Annotated in this window: 26 protein-coding genes; 17 read left to right on the top strand and 9 right to left on the bottom strand. The window is 72.0% G+C overall.

The features are described from left to right. Positions 1–43 precede the first annotated feature (43 nt). Positions 44–565 (top strand): DUF1993 domain-containing protein, encoded by a 522-nt coding sequence (locus ASF49_RS05660; RefSeq protein ID WP_056469094.1) that lies wholly within the window; start codon positions 44–46, stop codon positions 563–565. Between the two features lie 226 nt (positions 566–791). On the opposite strand, the gene ASF49_RS05655 is transcribed toward ASF49_RS05660, so the two are convergent. After that, on the bottom strand, positions 792–992 hold the full coding sequence (locus tag ASF49_RS05655; protein ID WP_056469091.1) for a hypothetical protein: 201 nt from the start codon (positions 990–992) through the stop codon (positions 792–794). A gap of 23 nt (positions 993–1015) precedes the next feature. Continuing rightward, positions 1016–2041, bottom strand: coding sequence for a hydantoinase/oxoprolinase family protein (locus tag ASF49_RS05650; protein ID WP_056469089.1), 1026 nt, complete (start codon positions 2039–2041; stop codon positions 1016–1018). An 89-nt stretch (positions 2042–2130) separates the two neighbouring features. Between ASF49_RS05650 and ASF49_RS05645 the strand changes: the two genes are divergently transcribed. Beyond that, complete coding sequence (locus ASF49_RS05645) at positions 2131–2829, top strand: HisA/HisF-related TIM barrel protein (protein WP_056469087.1); 699 nt, start codon at positions 2131–2133, stop codon at positions 2827–2829. 136 nt (positions 2830–2965) lie between these two features. On the opposite strand, the gene fae is transcribed toward ASF49_RS05645, so the two are convergent. The 7 genes from fae to ASF49_RS05610 all read right to left on the bottom strand — a co-directional run bounded on the left by fae (position 2966) and on the right by ASF49_RS05610 (position 9781). Next, positions 2966–3478 carry a formaldehyde-activating enzyme gene (fae, locus tag ASF49_RS05640; RefSeq protein WP_056220318.1) on the bottom strand — a complete coding sequence of 171 codons (513 nt, stop codon included), beginning with the start codon at positions 3476–3478 and terminating at the stop codon, positions 2966–2968. 190 nt (positions 3479–3668) lie between these two features. Continuing rightward, positions 3669–4556: a triphosphoribosyl-dephospho-CoA synthase gene (locus tag ASF49_RS05635; RefSeq protein ID WP_056469084.1), complete on the bottom strand. Its 888-nt coding sequence runs from the start codon at positions 4554–4556 to the stop codon at positions 3669–3671. Continuing rightward, entirely contained in the window at positions 4553–5464 is a 912-nt protein-coding gene (locus tag ASF49_RS05630) for an ATP-grasp domain-containing protein (protein ID WP_056469081.1), read from the bottom strand. The genes ASF49_RS05635 and ASF49_RS05630 overlap by 4 nt, the downstream gene beginning before the upstream one ends. A gap of 168 nt (positions 5465–5632) precedes the next feature. Further along, a complete protein-coding gene (gene mch, locus ASF49_RS05625) occupies positions 5633–6619 on the bottom strand; it encodes a methenyltetrahydromethanopterin cyclohydrolase (RefSeq protein ID WP_056469077.1) in 987 nt (328 codons plus the stop codon). Continuing rightward, complete coding sequence (locus ASF49_RS05620; protein ID WP_335338453.1) at positions 6616–7641, bottom strand: ATP-grasp domain-containing protein; 1026 nt, start codon at positions 7639–7641, stop codon at positions 6616–6618. Before ASF49_RS05620 ends, mch begins: the two co-directional genes overlap by 4 nt. A gap of 149 nt (positions 7642–7790) precedes the next feature. Beyond that, positions 7791–8684, bottom strand: coding sequence for an NAD(P)-dependent methylenetetrahydromethanopterin dehydrogenase (locus tag ASF49_RS05615; RefSeq protein ID WP_056469072.1), 894 nt, complete (start codon positions 8682–8684; stop codon positions 7791–7793). Between the two features lie 110 nt (positions 8685–8794). Then, positions 8795–9781 (bottom strand): beta-ribofuranosylaminobenzene 5'-phosphate synthase family protein, encoded by a 987-nt coding sequence (locus ASF49_RS05610; RefSeq protein WP_082510898.1) that lies wholly within the window; start codon positions 9779–9781, stop codon positions 8795–8797. Between the two features lie 311 nt (positions 9782–10092). On the opposite strand from ASF49_RS05610, the gene ASF49_RS05605 reads away from it, so the two are divergent. The 15 genes from ASF49_RS05605 to folB all read left to right on the top strand — a co-directional run bounded on the left by ASF49_RS05605 (position 10093) and on the right by folB (position 23589). Beyond that, a complete protein-coding gene (locus ASF49_RS05605) occupies positions 10093–11184 on the top strand; it encodes a hypothetical protein (RefSeq protein WP_056469069.1) in 1092 nt (363 codons plus the stop codon). Continuing rightward, positions 11178–12821: a formylmethanofuran dehydrogenase subunit A gene (locus ASF49_RS05600; RefSeq protein WP_056469066.1), complete on the top strand. Its 1644-nt coding sequence runs from the start codon at positions 11178–11180 to the stop codon at positions 12819–12821. Before ASF49_RS05605 ends, ASF49_RS05600 begins: the two co-directional genes overlap by 7 nt. Before the next feature lie 69 nt (positions 12822–12890). Next, the gene (fhcD, locus tag ASF49_RS05595; protein WP_056469062.1) at positions 12891–13847 is read left to right on the top strand and encodes a formylmethanofuran--tetrahydromethanopterin N-formyltransferase; all 957 of its coding nucleotides are present in this window, start codon (positions 12891–12893) and stop codon (positions 13845–13847) included. 10 nt (positions 13848–13857) lie between these two features. Further along, positions 13858–14655, top strand: a complete 798-nt coding sequence (locus ASF49_RS05590; RefSeq protein ID WP_056469060.1) for a formylmethanofuran dehydrogenase subunit C — start codon at positions 13858–13860, stop codon at positions 14653–14655. Positions 14656–14796: 141 nt separating this feature from the next. Then, positions 14797–15003: a hypothetical protein gene (locus tag ASF49_RS05585; RefSeq protein ID WP_056469054.1), complete on the top strand. Its 207-nt coding sequence runs from the start codon at positions 14797–14799 to the stop codon at positions 15001–15003. Positions 15004–15175: 172 nt separating this feature from the next. Further along, complete coding sequence (locus ASF49_RS05580) at positions 15176–16798, top strand: sensor histidine kinase (protein ID WP_056469052.1); 1623 nt, start codon at positions 15176–15178, stop codon at positions 16796–16798. Then, positions 16795–17499 carry a response regulator transcription factor gene (locus ASF49_RS05575; protein WP_056469049.1) on the top strand — a complete coding sequence of 235 codons (705 nt, stop codon included), beginning with the start codon at positions 16795–16797 and terminating at the stop codon, positions 17497–17499. The genes ASF49_RS05580 and ASF49_RS05575 overlap by 4 nt, the downstream gene beginning before the upstream one ends. Positions 17500–17699: 200 nt before the next feature. Continuing rightward, positions 17700–17789 (top strand): pyrroloquinoline quinone precursor peptide PqqA, encoded by a 90-nt coding sequence (gene pqqA, locus ASF49_RS05570; RefSeq protein WP_055889187.1) that lies wholly within the window; start codon positions 17700–17702, stop codon positions 17787–17789. Between the two features lie 58 nt (positions 17790–17847). After that, a complete protein-coding gene (gene pqqB / locus ASF49_RS05565; RefSeq protein WP_056469046.1) occupies positions 17848–18750 on the top strand; it encodes a pyrroloquinoline quinone biosynthesis protein PqqB in 903 nt (300 codons plus the stop codon). Between the two features lie 143 nt (positions 18751–18893). Continuing rightward, entirely contained in the window at positions 18894–19976 is a 1083-nt protein-coding gene (gene pqqC / locus ASF49_RS05560) for a pyrroloquinoline-quinone synthase PqqC (protein WP_056469043.1), read from the top strand. Continuing rightward, positions 19973–21130 (top strand): pyrroloquinoline quinone biosynthesis protein PqqE, encoded by a 1158-nt coding sequence (pqqE, locus tag ASF49_RS05555; protein ID WP_056469039.1) that lies wholly within the window; start codon positions 19973–19975, stop codon positions 21128–21130. The genes pqqC and pqqE overlap by 4 nt, the downstream gene beginning before the upstream one ends. Beyond that, entirely contained in the window at positions 21127–21852 is a 726-nt protein-coding gene (locus ASF49_RS05550) for a hypothetical protein (RefSeq protein WP_243214400.1), read from the top strand. The genes pqqE and ASF49_RS05550 overlap by 4 nt, the downstream gene beginning before the upstream one ends. Continuing rightward, positions 21833–22213 (top strand): hypothetical protein, encoded by a 381-nt coding sequence (locus ASF49_RS05545; protein WP_056469034.1) that lies wholly within the window; start codon positions 21833–21835, stop codon positions 22211–22213. Before ASF49_RS05550 ends, ASF49_RS05545 begins: the two co-directional genes overlap by 20 nt. A gap of 231 nt (positions 22214–22444) precedes the next feature. Then, positions 22445–23218: a dihydropteroate synthase gene (folP, locus tag ASF49_RS05540; RefSeq protein WP_156652872.1), complete on the top strand. Its 774-nt coding sequence runs from the start codon at positions 22445–22447 to the stop codon at positions 23216–23218. Beyond that, positions 23215–23589 carry a dihydroneopterin aldolase gene (gene folB / locus ASF49_RS05535; RefSeq protein ID WP_056469028.1) on the top strand — a complete coding sequence of 125 codons (375 nt, stop codon included), beginning with the start codon at positions 23215–23217 and terminating at the stop codon, positions 23587–23589. The genes folP and folB overlap by 4 nt, the downstream gene beginning before the upstream one ends. Positions 23590–23591 lie beyond the last annotated feature (2 nt).

Genomic DNA, 23591 nt, shown 5'->3' with positions numbered 1-23591 from the left:
CTTCTCACCGCGTCTTCGATGGCAGGTGCCTTAGCCAGCCCGGATGAGCATCAGCATCCACAACGTCAGCGTCCCGATCTTCGTGAACGCGCTTCGCAGCATGAGCGCGTGGCTTGACAAGGCGGCATCGGAAAAGCCGGAAGCGGAGTTGCTCATCCGGCGGCTGGCTCCGGACATGAAGCCTCTGCCTGCCCAGTATCAAATGGCGTCCGACAGCGCGAAGAATGCGGTGGCACGGCTCGCCGGGATCGAAGCGCCTTCGATGCCCGACGTCGAGGCGACCTTCGCCGAACTCAAGGAGCGCTGCGCCAGGACGATTGCCTTCGTCGAGGGTATCGATCCGGCCGCATTGGCCTCAGGTGCGGAGCGCGAGGTGGAGCTGAAGTTCCCGAACGGCATGGGATACCGCTTCAACGGGCAGGCCTATCTCACCGGCTTCGCGCTACCGAACTTCTTCTTCCACGTGACCACCGCCTACGGGATCCTCCGCAGCGCTGGAGTGAGCCTCGGCAAGCCGGATTTCCTCCAGCATCTCGGGCCGCCGAACATCCACTCCGCGAAGTAATCGTTCAAGCCTCCCACGCCCAAATCCGATCTGCGGGATTAGGCGAACGCGCGCATGAGGATTTCGCCACCCGAAACCGGACTGGCCGGAAACCACCCCACCCGGACGTAGGTCATCCTCTACCAAGCTGCCGCGAAGCGGGCCTTCCGAGCGGCTCTGAGCGGGCACAAGCGGGCTGGGCCGAGCTGTCAAGCTCTGACCACGAGAGCCTGCGGCCCCTTGCACCTCACGCCGCCGCCGGCGGCTCCGGAGATTCGGGCTCCTCCGGCGAGTTCAGGATGTCCTCGAGTTCGTCCACCAGCATGTCGATCTGCTCCGGCGTCGCCAGAACCCGCAGGGTCTGGCCGGATTCGGTGGCGAGGGCCAGCTCGATGCCGCCGCCGGAGCGGCTGGCGAGGATGCGGGCGAGTTTCTGCGGCGTACTCATGCGCGGGGTCTCTCTTCAGGACGTCAGGTGGGATCGGCGGCCAGCAGCGCCACGGAGACGGCGGGGCCGCAGGTGGAGGCCCAGTCGGCCCCGGCCTCGGCGCGGGGGCCGGCGACGAGGTCGGTGAAGGCGAGGGCCGGCCGGCCGAGGCGCGCGGCCAGGCGCTCGGCCAGGAAGCGGCCGGCGCCGCACACCACCACGGGCGCCCCGTCTGGCAGGGGCCGGCGCGACAGTACCAGGCCGGCCGCATCGTGCAGAAGCCGGAGCTGCCGTTCGGCGAAATGGGCCGCCAGGGCGCGCCACTCGGCGGCGCTGCCCTCGTCCCGGTCGCGTCCGACGATGCGGGCGAGGCGGGTCTCGCTCTCGGGGATCGACTTGCCCTTGAGGTCGACGCTGTGCTGCTGGTCGGCGCCCTCCGGCAGATCGCCGAGGATGCGGTGGATGTCGGCGGCCGTGGCGAAGGTCTCGGCCATCAGCCCGGTGCGCCGGCCCCGGAACGGGGCGTGGTCGGCCAGCGCCACGAGGTGCGAGCGCACCACGCCCGTATAGACGAGCTCCCCCGTCTCCAGGCGCTCGGCGTCGCTGTAGCCGGCCGCCACCGGCGCCCCGGCCGCGATCGGGATGAGGTCGGCGGTGGTGGAGCCGATATCGACGAGGAGCCCCTCGGCGAGGTGGCGGCCGATCAGGGCCGCGGTGGCGTGCCAGTTCGCCGAGGCGATGTCGGCGGCGTGGGCCGCGGCGGCGGCGGGGGCGAGGAGGCCGGAGCGTCCGCCATAGATCCGCACCCGGCCGGTGAGGGTCGTCCCGGCCCAGGCGGAGATCTGCCGCACCCCGTCGGTGCGCCCGGCGAAGCAATCGGTGAGTTCCCCCGTCATGGTGACGACGTGGTCGGCCGCCCCGCGCGCCCAGTCGGGCAGTTGCGCCAGGGTCTCGTCGAGGGCGGGCAGGCCGCGCCAGAGGCGGCACGGCGCCTGAACCACGTCGACCAAGCGGCCGTCGCGGACGAGGGCCGCCTTGACATGGACCCCGCCGAGATCCCAGCCGATCACCGGCGCGTCTGCGGACGCGGCGGGAGATCCAGAGGCGGGAGATCCAGACGGTGGTGTCACGGGCGGGCCTGAACGCGGGAGGAAGCCGGATGGCGGACGAATTCGAGATCATTCCGGTGATCGACCTGCGCCACGGAATCGTGGTGCGGGCGCGGGCCGGGGACCGCGCCTCCTATGCCCCGATCGTCACGCCCTTGGCAAAGGGATCGGCGCCGGCGGACGTGGCCCGCGGGCTCCTGGGGGCCGTGCCGGCCCGGATCCTCTACGTGGCCGACCTCGACGCGATCGTCGACGGGGCCGCGCCCGACCACGCGAGCCTGGCCGCCATCGCGGCCGCCTGCCCCGGCACCATCCTCTGGGTCGATGCGGGATTCGCCGCGGCGGCCGGGGTCGAGGCCTTCCTCGACGCCGGGCTCGGCCGGCCGGTGCTCGGCAGCGAGAGCCAGGCGGATGCCGCGCTCGTGCGCGCCCTGGGCGACCGGGCGGTGTTCTCCCTCGACACGCGGGACGGCGAGCCCCTCGGACCGGCCGCCCTGCACGAGACGCCGGCCCACTGGCCGCGCGACGTCATCGTGATGACGCTCGGGCGGATCGGGGTCGGGGCCGGGCCGGACCTCGACCGCCTGGCGGCGGTGGCGGCGGCGAGCCCGGGGACGCGCCTCTACGCGGCGGGCGGCGTGCGGGGGCCGGCGGACATCGCGGCCCTACGGCACCGGGGCGTGGCCGGCGCCCTCGTGGCCTCCGCCATCCATGACGGGGCCTTGCGGAACGGAGGCCCGTGCGTCTGACGCCCGGCGCAAAAGAGAGGGGCGGCCCGAAGGCCGCCCCGTCATGTGTTCATCGTCCGAGGAAGATGGAAGCCAGTCGCTGGAGCAGGCCCCGCGGTGCGGGCGGAGGCGCGCTCTGCCCAGGACTGCCCCCGATCTAAGCGTTCGACGCGAAGGGGTGCGAAGCGGAGTTGCGCTGCTCGGTGACGACGGCGGCGGTGGGCTCGCCCTTGACGGCGCGCTCGATGGAGAGCTTCACGGCGTCGTAGTTGTACTTCTGGATCTTGGCGTCGTCGGCCGCTTCCCAGTGGATGAACACGCCGACCAGGATGAACAGGTCGTCGGCCTCATCGGCGGGGATCGTGCCCTCGGCCACGCAATCCTGCACGGCCTTGGCGACGCCGTGCTGGGCCGGGCCGAACATCTGGACGGCCTGACGGGCGTCGTTGATGGTGACCTTGTTGAACATCAGGGTGTTCGGCTTGCAGGGCAGGTTCGGCGCGATGACCGCGAGCAGGCTGGTGAAGCCGTGCTTGTTGTTCACGAGGCCGTTGCAGAAAGCGGCCTCGGCCGGCGAACCGCGCGGTCCGATGATGAGATCGATGTGGGCGACCTCGTTGCCATCGCCGACGAGGGCCTCGCCGACCAGAACCTTGTTGATCTTCGCCATGTGGGGTTTCTCCCAAAGTCTTGAAAAGACGTGACCGCCCCCGAGCTTCAGGCGCGGTCGGCAGCTATCCTTGTTCACGGCGTCCAGTCCATCGAGGGACCGGACCGGTTAGCCCGGATCGCGGCGCGGACCCTACTCTGGGGCCTTGCCGGGAACAACCCTGCGCGGGGCGTACGGCCTGGCAATTTATTCATCGCCGGGCGGAACCTTCGTTTGAGTCGGCGAAATCTTGACCGGGCCGATCGGTTTCGGCCCCGGCCTCGAGGAGGCGGGCGAGAAACAGCGTGGCCACCGTGAAGTCCGCGCTGGTGCCGGGGTTGAGGCGGGCCGCCTTCCAGGCCCGGTCCCGGTCGAGCAGGGCCTCCACCGGCGCCGCTTCGAGGTCGAGGGCGAGCAGCGCCTGCGCCTCGGCGCGCAGGGCCTCCGCCCGGTCGAGGCCGTGCTTGCGGGCCACGTGGCTGTCCGGCACCCGGGCGAGGTAGGCGAGGTAGACGGCGGTGGTGCACCAGGGCGGCGCCAGACCCCGCGCACGGGCGGCCGCCAGGGCCGGCAGGCCGATCGCGAACAGATCGGCGAATCCGGTCACGTAGGCCCGCGCGATGGCGTCGCGCGGGGCGGCCTCCGCCATGGCGGCCCGGAGCGAAGCCGGGGCCGCCGCATCGGTGACGTCGTGGCGCTCGGCCCGGCCGAGGCCGCCCGGATTGGCCCGGCGGATCGCGGCGTAGACGTCGCGCGCATCGGCGGAATCGAGGCCGTCGAGCAGGGCCGCGAGGGCCGGGCGCAGGGGCGGGGCCGCCTCGGCCGCCAGGGCCAGGGGCGCGCAGAGGAGCAGGATGCCGAGGTTGGTGTTCTGGCCGACCCGGTCGATCGTCGCCGCGACCGCCCCGCGCACGCGCCGGCCGACCGGCGCCCCGGCCTCGGCGAGGTACGGCGCGGAGACCTCCGCGCTCGCCACGAAATCCGCCACCGCCATGCGGTGGCCGTCGGCGAAGGCGTGGACGTTGCCGGGCTTGAGGGCGTCGAGCTCGTCGAGGCAGCTCGCGCGGTAGGCGGCGGCGATGGCCTCGGGTGCGATCATCCGAGGGCCGAGACGAGGCGGGGCGGGCGGGCCGCCCGCACGGCGTTCAGGAAGCCGCGGGCGACGGCGAGCGCGATGTCGACCTCGGTGACTCGCTGCAGCCCGGACCAGGCCGGCATCGAGTTCACCTCCAGCACGAGGTAGCCCCCCTGCCCGTCCTCCACGAGATCGATGCCGGAATAATCGACGCCGACCGCGGCGGCCGCGCGCTCGGCGAGCTCGGCGGCGGCGGGCGGCATCGCCCAGGCCAGGGGCCGGCCCCCGCGATGGACGTTGGTGATCCAGCCGTCGCCCTCGCGGATCATGCCCGCGATGGCGCGGCCCTCGCAGACGAAGACCCGGTAGTCGCGCCAGAGGCCGTCGGCGCGGGCGATGTAGCGCTGGAGGTAATAGACCCGGGACACCGCCTCCTCGTCGGGCAGGTCCTCCGGGCGCTCGATCAGCTGGAGTCCCTCCCCCTGCGAGCCGAACAGCGGCTTCAGCACCAGGGGACGGCCGGGCCGCGCCTCCCGCGCCACGATCTCGGCGGCGGCCTCGCGCTTCGAGAGCACGTAGGTCTCCGGGGTCGGCAGGCCGGCCCGGGCGATGAGCAGGCTCGTCATCGCTTTGTCGACCGAGCGCTCGATCGCGCCGGGGGAGTTCCACACGGTGGTGCCGGCGGCCGCCAGGGCGTGCAGGACACCGAGGCGCATGGTCGTCGCCTCGAAGGTGCCCCCCGCGATGGTGCGCAGGAGGACGCCGTCCGGCAGGGTCGCGAAGCCGGGCACCCGCAGGGGCTCGGGTCCCCCCGTCACCACCGCGACGTCGGCCATGGAGAACAGCACCGGCGCGGCGCCGAGCTGTTCGAGGGCGGCCTTCAGGCGCGCCTTGTGCCAGTTGCCGTTGTCGGCCGCGAGCCCGATCCGCATGGGTTTCCCATAGCCTCGACGTGAATGGCGTCTCCCTCTTGCGGGAGAAGGTGGCCCGCGCGGCGGGACGGATGAAGGGAGCGCCGAATCCGGAGCGGTCGTCCCTTCCCCCCGCCTGCCCTGCGGGCACCCTCGCCCGCACCGGGGCGAGGGCTTGGAACCGGCGCTTTACCGGAAGGACGCCTCGACCAGCTCCGGCATCAGCTTGCCGCCGCGGAAGCTCCTGCCGGTGGTGACGGAGGTGACGATCACCTCGGCCGGGCTGAAGAGGGCGCCGTCGATCTTGTAGAAGTCGCCGTTCACCCGGGCGAAGATGTCGGCGAAGGGGGCGCCGTGATCGGCCGAGTTCGACGAAGGGACCTGCTCGGCGAGCTGCTGCGCATCGGCGTCGTCGGCCTCGACGAAGAGCTGCACGCGGCCGCCGTAGATGATGGCGTCGTTGGTGCGGCCCATGGCCTGGATGAAGTCCGGGTGCTGCGGCGAGAGCGGGGCGGAGCCGATGCCGTCGACGATCCTGTGGAGGTCGAAGCCGACGGTGTGGGCCTTGTGCAGGGCGACCTCGAGGACGCGGGCGACGACCTGGGTCGAGCCGGCCAGGCTCTGGGTCGGGGCGTAGATGAAGGTCAGCTGCTCCGGCGCCAGGCCGGTGGCCTCGGCCACCTTGGCGACGACGGAGGCCGGCGGGCCGCCGGCCGCCTCCAGCACCAGGGCGGTCTGGGTCGCGGTGTCCTTGTAGCCGAGCTCGCCGTAGAGGTCCTCCACCACCGCCACGGCGCGGCCGGGGCCGGAGCCGAGGGCGAAGAAGCCGGAATCCCCGATCTCGTCGGCCAGGGACCAGCCGGCATACTGGCTGCCGAGGCAGGCGATGACCGGATCGGCGGCGTGCACGATCACCGAGTAGGGCCAGGACGCGATCGGGCCGGAGGGCGCGATCGAGACGGTGCCGAGGCCGCCGAGGCAGATCTCGGCGATGCGGCGCCCGGCCTCGATGGAGCCGCGCACGGTCGCGCCGGCATCGACCATGCGGGCGCCGTTCTCGGTGGTCACGGACAGGCGCAGGGCCTCGGCATCGGCGACCAGCCGCTCCACCAGGGGCGCGGTCAGGGCGTTGACGCTCGGAAACGGGAATTTCGCGCCGCTCGGGCTGGTGGTCATGGGTGTCCCTCCGTCAGGGCGAGCAGGGTCCGCAGTTCCGCGGCCCGGCTTCGCAACATCGCTCTCGTGGCGGCCGAGTCCGGCCCTGTGGCGAACAGGGTGCACAGCGGTGCGTGGCGCGCCACCGTGGTGCCGGGTCTTGGGCGGTCGCGCACGAAATCCGGCCAGGAGATCGGCGGCATCGGCGCGTAGCCGCTGGCCGCGTAGCAGATTTCCGACGCCGCCGCATCCATCGGTGCGGGTTCCGGATCGGGCAGACGGCCGAGGCTCGCCGCGATGTGCTGGGCGAGGAGCGGGGTCCGGCGCCGGTCGAGCACGTCGAGGGTGGCGCCCGGGCGCGGGTTGATCTCGGTGAGCCACCAATCCCGCCCGTCCACGAGGCAATCGGCGCTGGCGAGCCCCCTGAGGCCGGTCGCCGCCGCGAGGCACGCGACCCCGGCCGCCATCGTCGCCAGGAGTTCGGCCCCGAGCACCGGCGGCTCGTGGGGCGCCCGCTCCAGGGCGCCGGCGTAGCGGAAGGGCCGGAGGGGAGACGGGGCGCTCCATTGCTCGGTGACCCCCACCACCCGGATCGCGGCGCCGTCGGCCAGGACCGCCAGCGACACGGCCCGTCCCGGCGCCCGGGCCTGGAAATAGGCGCCCGGCGGGGCGGGGCCGCCCGGCGCGGCGCGGATATGCGTGCCGCCCGAACCCCCGGCCCGCTTGAGCAGCCAGGCGGACCTGTCGGGCACGGGATCGCGGGTGACGGCCGGGTGCGGGACGGCCTGCGCCCGACACAGCGCTGCGAGGGCGAAGGGATCCTTGAGGGCGGCCACGCAATCCGGACCGGCGCCGAGGAGGCGGTGGCGTCCCGCGATGGTCCGCATCAGGTCGGGGGCGGCCTCGAAGCCGCTGCCGAGGACGAGGCCGAGGGGTTCGCCCGGCCCCTCGGCCGCGAGGATGTCGAGATGGCGCAGGATCGCGTCGCCGCCGAGCAGCCCGGCTCCGAACCGTCCTTCGGCCTGGCGGTAGCCCTCGGCCAAAGCGCGGGTGTCCGCGTCGCCGAACAGGTCGAGGACGAGGGGCGCCAGGCCCGCCCGCCGCGCCGCCTGGGCGAGGGCGCGGCCGGACTGGGCGGCGATCAGGAGGGTCCGACCGGCGAGGGCCGGTGCCGGCTCCGACGGTTCGGGCGTCAGCCCGCCACCTCGACCGCCAGCGTGTAGGCGTCGCGGAAGTCGAGGCAGAGCGGCTCGTCGGCCTCCAGCATCCGGCGGAAGAGGCGGGATTCGGTCTGGTACTTCACGTTGCCCACTGCCAGCGCCCCGATGCCGACGCCCCGACCCGTGGGCAGGGGCACGTCGACGGCGTTGACGTCGATGCCGGCGATGCCGGCGGGCGGCACGGCGTTGACGTCGGAGGCCACGAGCAGCTTCGGGGCGGCTTCGAGGTCCTCGGCCGTGAGGATCGGGATGCCGGCCGGGCCGGCCGAGAGGATGACGTCGGCGTTCACGATGGCGGCGCGCCGGGCGGCCACGGTGGAGCCGTCCACCGCCTCGACCTCGACGTCGAAGCGCCAGCGCATGGTGTTGGCGATCTTGCTGACGCGCTCCTCGCCGTCATGGCCGACGAGGACGGCCTTGGCGCCGTGCAGGGCGCCGATCACCGCGGCGACGTAGGCGACGACGCCGGCGCCGCCGAAGATGACGATGCGCTTGCCCTCGAGGCCGGTGTCGAACTTCGCCTTCAGGGCGCGGGTCACCTCCGCGACCATGGCCGCGCCCGTGGTGAAGGAGCCGGCCGGATCGGCGAAGATGTGGTTGGCGAAGGGCGGCACCAGGGCCTTCTTGGCCCGGTCCATCATGTCGAGGGCGTCCTCGGCGTTCTTGCCGCCGATGAAGATCCCGGTGCGCACGCCGTCCTGGGGGGCGCGCGAGAAGATCGAATCCTGCACGAGCGTCGTCACGTCCGCGAGCGTCGCATTCGCGTAGGTGGCGATGGTTTCGAAGCCCGCATCCACGGCCATGTTCACGTCGAACGGGCTCATGTGCTTGAGAGGCGTGATCATGTGCAGGATCGAGCGGGCCATCGTCGGACTCCCTTCGTGCTGTGACGCGGCCCGATCGTGCGCCGAGGCGTCGAATTGTCAAAGCCTGCCCGGTGCGGGCGGCCCGAAGCTCGGATCTACAGGACGTCGTCTTAAAGCGCGGTGACCGTCGCGCCGGTGTTGCGCCCCCGGGCGACCAGGAACTTCAGCGGGCCGGGGCGCTCCAGCATGGCCACCAGGGCGCGGGCCTCGGCCTCCGAGGGCACCAGGGCGAAGCCGGTCGGTCCCCAGGAGCTCTGGCCGTAGCCCACGATCCCGAATTCGGCGATGGCGGCGAGCGCCTCGGCCACGGCCGGGCTGGCGAAGCGGCCGCCCTGGTGGGGCGCGAAGTGGTCGCCGATGAGCTGCTGGATCCGGGTGATGCCGGCGCCGAACCCCTCGGGCTCCGCGGTGACCGCGGCGGGCAGCACCTGCATCAGCACGATGCGGCAGATCTCGGCGGCCTGGGCTTCCGGGAAACGCGGCAGGTCGCGGAAGGCCGCGACCTCGCGGGTGCCGTGGACGCCGGTCATGCCGGTGTCGAGGATCAGCACGACGCGCCAGGCCTCCGGATAGGCCAGCCGGGCGATCACCGGCGGCGGGTTGCCGTCGGGGTCACGCCCGCCATCGACGATGAGGCCGCCCTGCGTGAAGGCCGCCAGCCCGACGCCCGAGCGGTTGCCCCGGTCGAGGGCGTTGGCGAAGTCCTCCGGCGCGAAGGGCCGCCCGGCGAGGCCGGCCAGGGCCGCCGCCACGCTGAGCGCCAGCTGGGTGCCGGAGCCGAAGCCCGCATGGGCGGGAATGGCGGATTCGATGGTGAGCGCGGCGTGACCGGCGATGCCGAGATGCCCGGCGGCCGCCAGGGCGTAGGCGGCGGCGCGCCGTGCCTCCGGCCCGGTCACGTCGAGGCGCCCAGCCGGTCGCGCCGTCAGGGTCACGGCCGGGGCGTCGAGGGCGAGGCCGATGCTGCCGAAGCGCCGGCCGAGCCCGCCATGCAGGTCGAGGAATCCGAAATGCAGGCGGGCGGGAGCGTGCACCCGCAGGCCGGTGCCGGGTTCGCCCGGCCCGCTCGGGGGCCGCATCACGTCGATCCCCTCCATCGCGACCCGTCCTCCCGTTCCATGCGGCCCCGTGCCCCGTCGGGCCGCCGATCCCGCGCCGCCGGCTTCTCCCACGGAGCGCCGACCCGTCGCAAGCGCATCGGGCAAATCTCCCGGCGCGGCGCCGGGGTCCCGATGTCTCCCCCCCGCGGCGCCGGGCTCCTGATTCGCGCCGGACGGTCCTGGGGGGTTGCCTGGGGGGCGGCGCCGATGCAAACGTGCCGCCCCAACGACATGGACTGGCTCAGTCCCGCCGCGCGCGACGCCGAATACGGTGCGCGCCGGGCCCTCGATTTTCCAAGGTGCAACGCATGGCGGCCTGGGTGAAGGGTGGTGCGACGGATGCGGACGCGGCGGTGGAGGCCGCCGCCACGCTCCTCGCTTCAGCGCAGACGGCTGTCCTGGCGGGTCTCTGCGCCGAGTTGAGCGCGGTGCGCGCGGCCTATCACCTGGCCGACGCCCTCGGCGCCTCCGTCGATCCCGTGGCCGGCCCGAGCCTCTATGCCGAGCTCGGCTCCCTGAGCCGCACCGGCGCGATGACGACGACGCCGGCCGAGGCCGTCGGCCGGGCCGACGCGGTCCTCATCGTCGGCAACGCGCCCTGGGACCGCCCGATCGTCCAGGACATCGCCGGCTCGCAGGCGACCCGCGGCCGTGCCGCCGGCTCGGAGCGGGTCATCCTGTCCCTCGGCGGCCCGCGCAACGGCGCCACCCGGCACGTGGCCTACCCGGCCGAGGCCGGCGGCCTCGCGGTCTCGATCGCGCATCTGCGCGCCTTCCTGAAGGGCAATCTCGGCGGCGAGGCGGCCTATGCCGACCTCGCCCGGCGCCTGAGCACCGCGCAGTACGGCGTCGTCCTGTACGACCCGGCCGAGATCGGCGAACTCGGCGTCGAGATGCTCCAGGGCATGATCAAGGACCTCAACGAGGTCACGCGCTTCTTCGGCCTGCCCCTCTCCGACCCGTTCCAGGGCCGCGCCCTCCTGCAGCTCGCCGCCTGGACCACCGGCCAGGCCCCGCGCGTCGGCTTCGGCCGCCACGTGCCCGAGCACGATCCCTGGCGCTTCGACAGCGCCCGCCAGATCGCCGCCGGCGAGGCCGACGCCGCCCTCTGGCTCGCCTCCCTGCCCGCCCCGCGTCCCGACTGGCTCGGGACCCTGCCGAGCGTCGCCATCGTGGGCGTCGGCAGCCCCGAGGCCGGCGGCGACGTCGCCGACGTGGTCTTCGCCGTGGGCGTGCCCGGCGAGACCGCCGGCGGCAGCCTGTGGGACGAGCGCCGGGCCGCGATCACCTATACGCCGGCCTCCGGCCAGGCGGCCGAGCTGAGCGCGGCCGGCATCCTCACCGCCATCCAAGATCGTATCCAACAACGCCTCACGCAGAAGAAGGGCGCCGCATGCTGATCCGGATTCACGGGGGCCGGGTCGTCGACCCGACGGCCGGCCGCGACGCGGTCGGCGAGGTCTGGATCGAGAACGGCCGCGTGGTGGCCGCCTCCGACCGCGCGCCCGACCGGACCATCGACGCCACCGGCTGCGTGGTGATGGCCGGCGGCGTCGAGGTGCACTCGCACATCGCCGGCGGCAACGTGGTGATGAGCCGGCTGCTCCTGCCCGAGCTCTACGCCAGCGAGGCCGCGCCCGAGGGCCATCCCTTCGCCCATGCCGGCGGCTCGGCCGCCTGGATCGGCGCGAACTACGCGCGGATGGGCTACACCCTGGCGGTCGAGCCCGCGATGCCGCCCGCCAATGCGCTGGCCACCCAGCTCGAGCTCGCCGACATCCCGCTCCTCGACCGCGGCGCCCTGACGGTGATGGGCAACGACGACCACCTGCTCCAGCTCCTGCGGGCGCGCGAGGGCAAGGCGGCGGTGCGCGACCTCGTCGCCCTGTCGGTGGCCACCTCGCGGGGCCTCGGCGTCAAGTGCATCAATGCGGGCGGCGCCTCGGCCTTCAAGGACGGGATGCTGAAGCTCGGCCTCGACGACGAGATCCCGGTCTACGGCCTCTCGACGCGCCGGATCATGGGCGCGCTCCTCGACGCGGTCGAGGAGATCGGCGTGCCGCACCCGCTGCACGTCCACTGCAACAACCTCGGCATCCCGGGCGCCGACGAATCCTTCGTGGCGACCCTGGAGGCGGCGGAGGGCCGGCGCATCCACTTCGCCCACGCCCAGTTCTACGGCTACGGCGTCGCCGACCCCGAGAATCCCCAGACCGGGGGCTTCCGCTCGGCGGCCGAGCGCATCACCGAGGCCATGGAGGCGCACCCCAACGCGACCTACGACGTCGGCCAGGTCGCCTTCGGTCAGACCGTGACGATCTCGCTCGACATCCTGCGCCAGTTCGCCGGCCGCAAGGGCGCCAACCCGAAGAAGTGGATCCTCACCGCGGGCGACGCCGAGGGCGGCGGCGTGGTGCCGTTCCTCTACAAGCCGCGCGGACCGGTGAGCTCCCTGCAATGGGCGATCGGCCTCGAGCTGATGCTCCTCTCGAAGGAGCCGGAGCGCACCATCCTGACCACCGACCACCCCAACGGCGGTCCCTTCACGGATTACCCGCGGATCATCCACTTCCTGATGGACAAGGAGGAGCGCGACCGCGAGATCGCCTCCCTGCACAAGGTCATCGCCGAGCGCTCGGGCCTCTGCGCGATCGAGCGCGAGTACAGCTTCTCGGAGATCGCCCAGCTCACCCGCTCGGGACCCGCCAAGCTCCTCGGCCTCGCCGACCGCGGCCACCTGCGCGAGGGCGCCCGGGCCGACGTCGCGGTCTATCGCGACGACCCCGACCGCACGGCGATGTTCGCCCGCGCCAGGCTGGTCCTGAAGGACGGCGAGACCATCGTGGAGGACGGCGAGGTCGTGGCCTGGCGCTCCGGCCGCACGCTGGAACTCACCGTGGAATCCGACAAGGCGATGGCGGCCCGCGCCGAGACCTACCTGCAGGACCGCTTCGGCACCGGCCTCAGGAGCTTCGCGGTGCCCGACGAGGCCTTCCCGAAGCCGGACGTGTTCGCGGAGGTCGCATGTCGTTCCTGAGAAGCATGTCGGACCTGAGAAGCCTGCCGGGCTCGATCGAAATGCGTCGCGTGGGGACCGGTGACTGAGATGACGGACCTCACCCTCAACGGCATTCCGGTGATCGACACCTTCGCGGAGGCGTTCGACGTCGCCGGCACCGCGATCGTCATCACCAACGACACGCCCAAATGGGCGATGATCGCCGCCACCGTGATGACGGGCTTCGCCACCTCGGTGATCGGCTGCGGCGCCGAGGCCGGGATCGACTGCGAGCTCTCCCCCGAGGAGACGCCGGACGGGCGCCCCGGCGTGCGTGTGCTGCTGTTCGGCTTCGAGCCGAACGGCCTCAAGGACCAGCTCCTCAAGCGGGTCGGCCAGTGCATCCTCACCTGCCCGGGCACCGCCTGCTACGCGGGCGTCGACGGGCCGACCAAGATCAAGCTCGGCGGCGCGATCCGCTACTTCGGCGACGGTTTCGCCGTGGCCAAGCGCCTGACCGACCCGGTGACCGGCAAGGCCCGGCGCTACTGGCGCATCCCCGTCATGGACGGCGAGTTCCTGTGCGAGGACTTCGTCCGCGCGGTGGACGGCGCGGTCGGCGGCGGCAACCTGCTGTTCCTCGGGCGCAGGCACGCCGACACCCTCAGGGTCGCCGAGATCGCGGTCGAGGCCGCCCGCGCGGTTCCGGGCGCGATCCTGCCCTTCCCCGGCGGCATCGTCCGCTCCGGCTCGAAGGTCGGCGCCCGCACCAAGGGCATGATGGCCTCCACCAACGACGCCTATTGCCCGACCCTGAAGGGCCGGGCCGGCACCGAGCTCTCGGCCGAGGTCGGCGTCGTGCTGGAGATCGTGATCGACGCGCTGACCTCCGACGCCGTCGCGGAATCGATGCGCGCGGCCCTGCACGCGGCCACCGAGGCCGGGGCCGCCCACGGCCTCGTCGCGGTCACGGCCGGCAATTACGGCGGCAATCTCGGCCGCCACCACTATCACCTGAAGAACCTGCTCTCGAAGGAGCCGGGCAGCGAGGCCGGAGCGGCATGAGCACCCTCACATGAGCACCCTCACCCTGCGCCAGGAGCCGCCGGAGCGGCTCGACCTCCTGCACGTCACCCCGCTGTCCCTGAGCGGCCTCAGCGAGGCCGAGGCGGCCAGGCTCCCCGTCGGCACCAGCCGGCGCGGCCTGACGCTGGGCGATTGCTTCACGCTCGCCCTCGACGGCTCGGACGACCTCGTCATCGAGGGCGGCTCGTCCCGCCTCGACCGGGTCGGGGCCTCGCTCGGCGGCGGAAGCATCCGGGTGATCGGTGATGTCGGCCAGCGCCTCGGGGCGGGCATGCAGTCTGGCTCCGTCACCGTCACGGGTTCGGCCGGCCCCTTCGCGGGCTCGGGCGCCACCGGCGGCACGATCACGATCGAGGGCGATGCCGGCGACCATGCCGGCGGCGCGGTCTACGCCGCCAAGGCCGGGCTCGACGGCGCCACCCTGGTGATCCACGGTTCGGCGGGCGACCATCTCGGCGACCGCATGCGGCGCGGCCTGATCCTGGTGGGCCGGGCCGGCGCCTATGCGGGCGCGCGGATGATCGCCGGCACCATCGCGGCCACGAGCCTCGGCGACCATCCGGGCTTCGGCATGCGCCGCGGCACCATCCTGGCCGGCGGTGTCGGGGCCCTGACCCCGAGCTTCGTGGAGACCGGCACGCACGACCTCGTGTTCCTGCGGCTGCTGGCGCGCTCGCTCCGGCCCCTGAGCCCCGCCCATGCCGATCTCGCGGCCGGGGCGCTGACCCGCTACTCGGGCGATCTCGCGACCCTGGGCAAGGGCGAGCTCTGGGTGGCGGCGGCCTGAGGGCCGCCCCGCCATCACGAGTCCGGTCGATCTGGCCGGCGGACTTGCACAATCCTCCCGATCGGACGACCTTCGTCGGCCGCGGGATGGCACCATTGTGCCGGCCTCCCGCGCCTCCCCCGCGCGAACCCGGCGTCACCGATGCTCATCCTGCTCTCGATCTGCCTCCTGTCGCAGCCCTCGCAATGCCGCGAGGACAAGATCGACCTCTCCTACGAGGCGCGCAGTCCCTTCATCTGCCTGCGCAACTCCCAGAGCGCCATCGCCAAGTGGCAGGAGGAGCACCCGGAATGGCACGTCACCAAGTGGCGCTGCGCCGTCCGGGGCAGCCAGCCGCGCGACCTGTGAAGGCGCGCGGGTAGGTAGTCGGGAGCTTCGTCCGAACCCCGTCGCCTTGCCTCACCGGCGGAGCTCGGCCTAGAGAACTCGGCCTGGAGAACCTGCCGGGGACGGAACGGATCGGCGCATCCGGCAGGACGCGGAACGCGTCGGGACGAACGCAGGATAGGCTGGCAGAACCATGCGCTCGCTGAAGGTCCGGTTCGCGCTGCTCCTCGGCGCCACCGCGCTCCTCGTCGTCCTGGCCGCCCTCGGGGTGCTCGCCTCGATCAGCGCGGCCGAGCGCACCATCGACCGGACGCTCGCGGCGCAGGGACGCCTGGAACTCCTCGTCGAGCTGTCGGGGCGCATGACCCAGTACGGCCTCGCCGCCCTGGAGGCGGTGAGCAACCCCGACGCGCAGCCGGAGGGCCTGGCGGTGGCGCGCACCAACGTCGACCGGGCCCTGGTGGCGGTGGACGAGGCCCTCGGGCGCTCCATCGCGTCCAGCGACGATCCCCTCGACCGCACCCAGTACGCCGCCCGCACGCGGCCCCTGGCGCAGCTGCGCGCGGCGCGCGCGATCCTCGACCGGCAGGTGACCCAGGTGCTGCGCCAGTCCGAGGACGAGTCGCGCAAGGCGGCGATCCGGGGCGCCCTGAACGGCTTCGGCGCCATGACCGGGCAGCCCCTCTCCTTCCTGATCGAGGTGGAGCGGCGCTCGATGATCGCCGGCTCGGACGCGGCGCGCGCGCTCTCCAGCACCCTGCGGGTCGCCTCGCTCGCCGCCGTGGCGGGGGCGCTCGCCATCGTGCTCCTGCTCTACCGGGCGGTGACCCGTCCCGTGCTGGCCCGGATCGAGGCGGTGCGCCGTGCCGCCAGCGCCGTCGGCCGCGGCGAGCTCGACACCCGCCTCTCCGTGGCGACCCGGGACGAGCTCGGCCTGCTGGTCGCGAACTTCAACCGCATGGCCGCCCGCCTCGCCCGGCGCGAGGGCCGCCTCGCCGCCGACCGCGCCGCTCTGGAGGACACCGTGGCGGTCCGCACCCTGGATCTGCGCGCCGCCAATGCTCGGCTGGAGGCGGTGGACCGCTCGCGCCGGCGCTTCTTCGCCGATGTCAGCCACGAGCTGCGGACGCCCCTCACGGTCATCCTCGGCGAGTGCGACATCGCGGCCCGCTCGGCCGGGCGCCAGCTCGACGTCACGCCCGTCTTCGCCACCATCCGCAAGCGGGCGCTCCGCCTGAAGCGCCGGGTCGAGGACCTGCTGCGCGTCGCCCGCTCCGAATCGGGGCAGATCGAGCTCGACCGCCGCCCGGTGGGCGCGCGCGAGATCCTGGCCGACGCGGTCGACGGCATGGCCTCCGAGGCCGCCCGCCGCCGCGTGGCGCTGAGCCTCGATCCGTCCGAGGCCGACCCGACGCTGCTCGCCGACCGGGAATGGCTGCGTCAGGTGGTGGAGAGCCTGATCGACAACGCCCTGCGCCACGCCACCGGGCTCACCCGAGTGGTGGTCACCCTGGCGCGGGCGGAGGGCGGGCACGCGGTGGTGACCATCACCGATGACGGGCCGGGCTTTCCCGACCTCGGCGACGGCCTGTTCGAGCGCTTCCGCCGCGACAGTCCCACGGGAGAGGCCGGCTTCGGCATCGGACTGGCCCTGGCGCGCTGGGTCGTCGAGCGGCATGATGGCACCATCCGCCTCGGGGCGGGGCCGGGCGGGCGCGGTGCGCAGGTCTGCCTGGACCTGCCCGCGCTGTCGGCCGGCGGCGCCGAACTTCCCCCTTCGTCGTCCCCGACGGGCACCCAGGAGACCGTGGCATGACGCGCGTACTGATCGTCGAGGATGACAGCGACATCCGCGCCATGCTCGCCCGCGGCCTGGAGGCGGAGGGCTTCATCGTCGGCGTCGCCGGCCGGGTCGACGACGCCCTCGCGGTCGCCCGCGCCGAGGCGCCCGAGGCGGTGGTGCTCGACATCACCCTCCCGGACGGCTCGGGCCACGACGTCTGCCGCTCCCTGCGCGAGGGCGGCTATCCGGGACCGATTCTTTTCCTCTCGGCCCGGGACGAGGTGCGCGACCGCGCCGAGGGACTGGCGCTGGGGGCCGATGACTACATCGTGAAGCCCTTCGTCTTCGACGAGCTGCTGGCCCGTCTCCAGACCCACCTCCTGCGCCGCAAGGCCTCGGAGGAGCCGCGCAGCATCGTCACCGCCGGCAAGCTCATGCTCGACCTGACCGTCCGGCAGGTGGGATTCGCCGATGCGACGGCGCGCCTCACCCCCCGTGAGGCGGAGCTGCTCGCGCTCCTGATGGACAACGCCAACCACCCCGTTTCCCGGGGCGACATCTTCGACAAGCTCTGGGCCGGCCAGGGCGGCCTCTCCCTGAATGTCGTTGATGTCTACGTGGGTTACCTGCGGACCAAGCTCTCCGACTTCGTGCGGCTCGGCGGCCCGGTCCTCGTCACGGTACGGGGCAAGGGCTTCATGCTCGATCTCAAGGGACAGGATTTCCGCCACTGATTCCGGCACCGCGCGTTAACGGCGGCAGCGGATTCGCGGGGGTGGCTGGGAGAAACCGGCAATTTAGCGCTTGAACTGCCGAGCCAAATTGTCGATATCAACTCGGCGACAGAAATCACTGCGCCGTCAGTGTCTTACGATCTTCTTAGAGGCGATCGGGATGCTGCTGACGTTCAGAAGAAACTTTCAGGAGAAACACCATGACCTGGGCTGCCCCCATCGTTTCCGAGATCTGCGTCGGCATGGAAGTCACCAGCTACGAGTCGGCTGAGATCGACACCTTTAACTGAGCCCTCGCAACTCAGTTTTCGTCGAACCCGAGGATCTCAAGGCAGCGTCGGTTCCACCATGCATGTCCTGATCCTCGGTTCGGCCGCGGGCGGCGGCCTTCCCCAGTGGAATTGCCGCTGCCCGATCTGCGCCCTCGCCCGCGAGGACGAGACCCGCGTCAGGCCGCGGACCCAGTCGAGCATCGCCGTCTCTCCCGATGGAGAGCGCTGGCTCCTGGTGAACGCCTCCCCCGATATCCGCCAGCAGCTGTTCGACAACCCGGCGATGCATCCGCGCGACGGGCTTCGGCACTCGCCGATCCATGCCGTGCTGCTGACCAACGGCGACGTCGACCACGTCGCCGGCCTGCTGACCCTCCGGGAGGGCCAGCCCTTCACCCTCTACGGAACCAGCGGAATCCTCGAATCGGTCGGCGCCAACCGGGTGTTCGACGTGATGGCCGCCGGCGTCGTCGCCCGCGAGCCGATCGCCCTCGACCGGCGCTTCGAGCCGGTGCCGGGCCTGCACGTCACCCTGTTCGCGGTGCCCGGCAAGGTGCCCCTGTGGCTCGAGGACGAGACCCTGGAGATCGGCGCCGAGACCGAGACGACGGTCGGCGCGATGATCGAGGCCGGTGGCCGGCGCCTCGCCTACATCCCCGGCTGCGCCCGGGTCACCGCGGATCTGAAGGCCCGCATCGGCGGGGTCGACGCCCTGCTGTTCGACGGGACCGTGCTCCTCGACGACGACATGATCCGCGCCGGCGTCGGCACCAAGACCGGCTGGCGCATGGGCCACGTGCCGATGACCGGCGAGGGCGGCTCCATCGCGGCCCTGTCCGACGTGGCGATCGGCCGACGGGTCTTCGTCCACATCAACAACACCAACCCGGTGCTGGTCGAAGGATCCGGCGAGCGCCGCCAGGTCGAGGCGGCGGGTTGGACCGTGGCCCATGACGGTTTGACGCTGACCCTTTCGTGAGGCGTCCATCTGGCAGTTTAGTGCCGACGGCATACATTGTGTCCGATTGAATTGCGTCTGCGCGCCCGCGGCCTTCACGGGGTGCGGCGCGATTGATAAGAAAAGTTCCTAAAACCGCTCCACGCTGATCCGCGAGCCACGCCATGACCGCGCCCTTCCCCACGCCGCAGACCGACGAGGCCCAGCGCCTGCTCTCGCCCGAGGAGCTGGAGGCGGCCCTGCGCGACATCGGGGCGCGCCGCTATCACAACCTGCATCCGTTCCACCGCCTGCTGCACGACGGCAAGCTGAACAAGGATCAGGTCCGGGCCTGGGCGCTGAACCGCTACTACTACCAGGCGATGATCCCGGTGAAGGACGCCGCCGTGCTCGCGCGCATGACCGACGCGTCGCTGCGCCGGGTCTGGCGCCAGCGCATCGTCGACCATGACGGCGACGCGCCCGGCGACGGCGGCATCGAGCGCTGGCTCAAGCTCGCCGAGGGCGTGGGCTTTGCCCGCGACTACGTGGAATCGACGCACGGCATCCTGTCGGCGACCCGGTTCTCGGTCGATGCCTACGTGCATTTCGTGAAGGAGCGCTCGCTCCTCGAGGCGATCGCCTCCTCGCTGACCGAGATGTTCTCGCCGACCATCATCTCGGAGCGGGTGGCCGGGATGCTGAAGAACTACGACTTCATCACCAAGGACACGCTCGCCTACTTCGACAAGCGCCTGACCCAGGCCCCGCGCGACGCCGATTTCGCCATCGCCTACGTCAAGGAGCACGCCACCACGCCGGCGCTGCAGCGCCAGGCGATGGAGGCGCTGACGTTCAAGTGCAACGTGCTCTGGACGCAGCTCGACGCCCTGTACTTCGCCTACGTCGCCCCCGGCCTGATCCCGCCGGATGCCTGGACGCCCGGCACCGGGCTGGTGCCCGAGCCGGTGGCGTCCCAGGCCGCCGGCACCGGCACCCTCACGGCGCAGGACGTGCCGCGCCTGCCCCGCGGCGTGCGCCTGCGCCACGACGCCGTGCGCGACCAGCACGTCCTCCTGGCGCCCGAGCGCACCTTCGACCTCGACGCCAACGCGGTCATGGTCCTGGAACTGGTCGACGGCCGACGCACCGTGCGCGACATCGCCGGGGTGCTGGCCGAGAAATTCACGGCGGACGTGACCGTGATCGAGGCCGACATCCTCGTGATGCTGAACGATCTGGCCACGAAACGGGTCCTGGAGCGATGAACGCGATCACGCCGAACGCCCCCGCCCTGCCGGCCCCGGTCGGGCTCCTCGCGGAGCTCACCCATCGCTGTCCCCTGCGCTGTCCCTACTGCTCGAACCCGCTCGAACTCGACCGGCGCTCCGGCGAGCTCGACACCGCGACGTGGCAGCGGGTGCTGACGGAGGCGGCGGCCCTGGGCGTGCTGCACGTCCACCTCTCGGGCGGCGAGCCGACGGCACGCAACGACATCGTCGAGATCACCGCGACCTGCGCGAAACTGGGCTTGTATTCCAACCTCATCACCTCCGGTGTCGGGGGCGCCCTGCAGAAGCTCGACGCGCTCTACGATGCCGGCCTCGACCACGTGCAGCTCTCGGTGCAGGGCGTCGACGCGGCCAATGCCGAGAAGATCGGCGGCCTCAAGAACGCCCAGCCGCAGAAATTCGCCTTCGCCGAGCGGGTGACCCAGCTCGGCCTGCCGCTGACGCTGAACTCGGTGATCCACCGGGGCAACATCCACGAGGTCGAGGGGTTCATCGACCTCGCGGTGAAGCTCGGCGCCAAGCGCCTGGAGGTCGCCCACACCCAGTATTACGGCTGGGCCTACGTGAACCGCGCCGCTCTGATGCCGAACAAGGCCGAGGTCGACCGGTCGATTCGCATCGTCGAGGCCGCGCGCGAGCGCCTGAAGGGCCAGCTCGTGATCGATCTCGTGGTGCCCGACTACTACGCGAAGTACCCGAAAGCCTGCGCCGGCGGCTGGGGCCGCAAGCTCATGAACGTCACGCCCCAGGGCAAGGTGCTGCCCTGTCACGCGGCCGAGACGATCCCGGACCTCGAATTCTGGTACGTGTCCGACCATTCGCTCGGCGACATCTGGGCGAACTCTCCGGCCTTCACGGCCTATCGCGGCACGGACTGGATGAAGGAGCCCTGCCGCTCCTGCGACCGGCGGGAGAAGGATTGGGGCGGCTGCCGCTGCCAGGCCCTGGCGCTCGCCGGGGATGCCGCGGCCACCGACCCGGCCTGCTCCCTGTCGCCCCTCCACGCCAAGGTGCGCGATCTCGCCACCGAGGAGGCGGCCGAGACGCCGCCCGACTACGTCTACCGGACCATCGGCAGTAACGTGCAGCCGAATGTGCGTACGCCGCTGAATGAGGAAGCGCCGCTTTGAAGCCCGTCACACTTGCCGCGTTCTTGATGCTCGCGGGCGCGCCTGCGCTCGCCCAGACCGTGCCCGCCGCACCCCAGGCATCCGAGGCACCCGCCGTCACCAAGGCCAATACCGCGACGCCCCCGAACGCCTCGGACCTGCTCTTCGAGCAGCCGCAGATGAAGAACGTTCCGCCCGGGACGAAGCTCACCTACGATTACCTGCGCCGCAGCGGCATTTCGAAGGGCCCGTTCGGGCCGCCGCTGAACGATACGATCAAGCTCGGGGTCGAGCCCGGCAACGCGGCGGACAACCGCAACATCCGTGTGGAGATGTTCTCCGGCGCCAACCGCTTCCCGGCCGGCCCGTTCGAGGACATGCCCGGGAACCCGGTGATGATGCTCTTCCTCGAGCATCACCTCATCGACCTCGCCCGCGTGCTGATGGCCAACCCGCGCTATATCAAGAACGCCATTCGCAAGGGCCTGCGCGACAACGCCACCGTGACGCCGACGCAGGTCGACTTCAAGGGACGCAAGGTCGACGGCTGGCGCATCGAGACGCAGCCCTTCCTCGACGACAAGATGAAGGAGCGCATGCGCGGCTTCGAGAACCTGAAATACACCTTCGTCACGTCCGAGGCCGTGCCCGGTGAACTCGTTTCGATCGAGGCGAGCTCGAAGAACGCCGAAGGTGGCGAACTCCTGCAGGAGAACCTGACCTATGATCCGAACGCTGGTTGAGCGGCTCCCGCACCTCGTCGCCGTCGCCTGCGCCGCGGCCCTCGTGGCGAGCGCGGCGGCCGCGGCCGAGCCCGAGAACGACTATCCGACCGAGGCGCGGGCCGACTACATCTTCGGCTGCATGGCCGCCAACGGCCAGTCGCGCGAATCGCTCTCGCGCTGCTCCTGCTCCCTCGACGCCCTCGCCGCTGTGCTGCCCTACGACAAGTACGTCCAGGCCAGCACCGTGCTGTCGCTGCGCCAGGGCATCGGCCAGCGCACCACCGCGTTCAAGTCGACCAAGGTCTTCGACGACCAGGTGGCCGAACTCCGCCGGGCCCAGGCCGAGGCCGAGATCCGCTGCTATCGCGGCGGCACCTGACCGGGGTTTCGGACCCCGTAGCGTCGCTGCCCGGAGCGGCGGCGCATGACCAGGCGCCGTCCGGCGCCGGCAGGGCGTTGCTCCGATCCGGCATTGGGTTCAAGACAGCGGCATCCCGTCCGAGGACGCGCCCCGGACGCGCCCGCCTTCGAACCCGAGCATCCCGTGCCCCCAGACTTGCCGGCCCCCCTCACGACGCTCCTGCCCGATCTCGGGCGGCGCGTCCTCGTGATGGGCATTCTCAACGTCACCCCCGATTCCTTCTCCGATGGCGGCCGTTTCGCCGGCCTCGAGGCCGCCCGCACCCAGGCCGAGGCCCTGGTGGCGGAGGGCGCGGCACTGGTCGACATCGGCGGCGAATCCACCCGCCCCGGCCACGTGCCGGTCTCGGCGGAGGAGGAGCAGGCCCGCATCCTGCCGGTGATCCGCGATCTCGCTCCACGCCTGCCCGTCCCGATCTCGGTGGACACCTACAAGGCCTCGACCGCGCGGGTGGCGCTGGAGGCCGGAGCCCGCATCGTCAACGACGTCTGGGGCCTTCAGCGTGAGCCCGACATCGCCCGGGTCGCCGCCGACCACGGCGCGCCGGTGATGATCATGCACAACCGCGAGGCCATCGATCCGGCCCTCGACATCGTCGCCGACATGCTGCGCTTCTTCGAACGCTCGCTCGCCATCGCCCGCGCCGCCGGACTCCGCGACGGTGACATCGTGCTCGATCCCGGCATCGGCTTCGGCAAGAGCTGGGCGCAGCACCTCGAAGCCCTGCGGCGCCTGCCCGAGATCGTGGCCCTCGGATTTCCGGTCCTCGTCGGCGTCTCGCGGAAATCCCTCCTCGGACGCCTGCACGACGCAGAGACCAGGCCGGTGGACCGGCTCTTCGGTTCGATCGGCAGCCACGTGCTCGCCGCCACCCTGGGGGCGCAGATCGTGCGCGTCCACGATGTCCGCCCGCACGTGGACGCTCTGCGGGTGGTCGATGCCGTGATGGGACGATCCGCATGAGCGACCGCATCCTCGTCGACCGCATCGCGGTCTTCGCCTTCCACGGCCTCCTGCCCGAGGAGGCCCGCCTCGGGCAGCGCTTCTACGTCTCCGTCGACGTGCGCCTCGATCTCGGGGCGGCCGGGCGCTCCGACGACGTCGCCCGGACCGTGAGCTACGCCGACCTCACCGAGATCGTGACCCGGATCGCCACGCAGCGGCGCTTCGCCCTGATCGAGGCCCTGGCGGAGGCCATCGCCGGCGAGATCCTCGACCGGCACAATTCCATCACCGAGATCCGGGTGCGGGTGGACAAACCGAGCGCGCCGGTGCCGGCGGTGATCGACGGCGTCGCCATCGAGATCGTGCGCCGTCGCGAGGCCACCCGATGAGC

The sequence above is a fragment of the Methylobacterium sp. Leaf104 genome, from assembly GCF_001422885.1.
Lineage (GTDB): Bacteria > Pseudomonadota > Alphaproteobacteria > Rhizobiales > Beijerinckiaceae > Methylobacterium.
This window is presented reverse-complemented; position numbering and strand designations above follow the sequence as displayed.

Coding starts and splice junctions, on each gene's coding strand:
- pqqA (WP_055889187.1), top strand. CDS start 17,700: ATGACCTGGGCTGCCCCCATCGTTTCCGAGATCTGCGTCGGCATGGAA.
- ASF49_RS05580 (WP_056469052.1), top strand. CDS start 15,176: ATGCGCTCGCTGAAGGTCCGGTTCGCGCTGCTCCTCGGCGCCACCGCG.
- ASF49_RS05660 (WP_056469094.1), top strand. CDS start 44: ATGAGCATCAGCATCCACAACGTCAGCGTCCCGATCTTCGTGAACGCG.
- fae (WP_056220318.1), bottom strand. CDS start 3,478: ATGGCGAAGATCAACAAGGTTCTGGTCGGCGAGGCCCTCGTCGGCGAT.
- mch (WP_056469077.1), bottom strand. CDS start 6,619: ATGACCACCAGCCCGAGCGGCGCGAAATTCCCGTTTCCGAGCGTCAAC.
- ASF49_RS05610 (WP_082510898.1), bottom strand. CDS start 9,781: ATGGAGGGGATCGACGTGATGCGGCCCCCGAGCGGGCCGGGCGAACCC.
- ASF49_RS05645 (WP_056469087.1), top strand. CDS start 2,131: ATGGCGGACGAATTCGAGATCATTCCGGTGATCGACCTGCGCCACGGA.
- pqqE (WP_056469039.1), top strand. CDS start 19,973: ATGAACGCGATCACGCCGAACGCCCCCGCCCTGCCGGCCCCGGTCGGG.
- ASF49_RS05615 (WP_056469072.1), bottom strand. CDS start 8,684: ATGGCCCGCTCGATCCTGCACATGATCACGCCTCTCAAGCACATGAGC.
- fhcD (WP_056469062.1), top strand. CDS start 12,891: ATGACGGACCTCACCCTCAACGGCATTCCGGTGATCGACACCTTCGCG.
- ASF49_RS05655 (WP_056469091.1), bottom strand. CDS start 992: ATGAGTACGCCGCAGAAACTCGCCCGCATCCTCGCCAGCCGCTCCGGC.
- ASF49_RS05585 (WP_056469054.1), top strand. CDS start 14,797: ATGCTCATCCTGCTCTCGATCTGCCTCCTGTCGCAGCCCTCGCAATGC.
- folB (WP_056469028.1), top strand. CDS start 23,215: ATGAGCGACCGCATCCTCGTCGACCGCATCGCGGTCTTCGCCTTCCAC.
- ASF49_RS05600 (WP_056469066.1), top strand. CDS start 11,178: ATGCTGATCCGGATTCACGGGGGCCGGGTCGTCGACCCGACGGCCGGC.
- pqqC (WP_056469043.1), top strand. CDS start 18,894: ATGACCGCGCCCTTCCCCACGCCGCAGACCGACGAGGCCCAGCGCCTG.
- pqqB (WP_056469046.1), top strand. CDS start 17,848: ATGCATGTCCTGATCCTCGGTTCGGCCGCGGGCGGCGGCCTTCCCCAG.
- ASF49_RS05630 (WP_056469081.1), bottom strand. CDS start 5,464: ATGCGGATCGGGCTCGCGGCCGACAACGGCAACTGGCACAAGGCGCGC.
- ASF49_RS05575 (WP_056469049.1), top strand. CDS start 16,795: ATGACGCGCGTACTGATCGTCGAGGATGACAGCGACATCCGCGCCATG.
- ASF49_RS05635 (WP_056469084.1), bottom strand. CDS start 4,556: ATGATCGCACCCGAGGCCATCGCCGCCGCCTACCGCGCGAGCTGCCTC.
- folP (WP_156652872.1), top strand. CDS start 22,445: ATGGGCATTCTCAACGTCACCCCCGATTCCTTCTCCGATGGCGGCCGT.
- ASF49_RS05605 (WP_056469069.1), top strand. CDS start 10,093: ATGGCGGCCTGGGTGAAGGGTGGTGCGACGGATGCGGACGCGGCGGTG.
- ASF49_RS05545 (WP_056469034.1), top strand. CDS start 21,833: ATGATCCGAACGCTGGTTGAGCGGCTCCCGCACCTCGTCGCCGTCGCC.
- ASF49_RS05590 (WP_056469060.1), top strand. CDS start 13,858: ATGAGCACCCTCACCCTGCGCCAGGAGCCGCCGGAGCGGCTCGACCTC.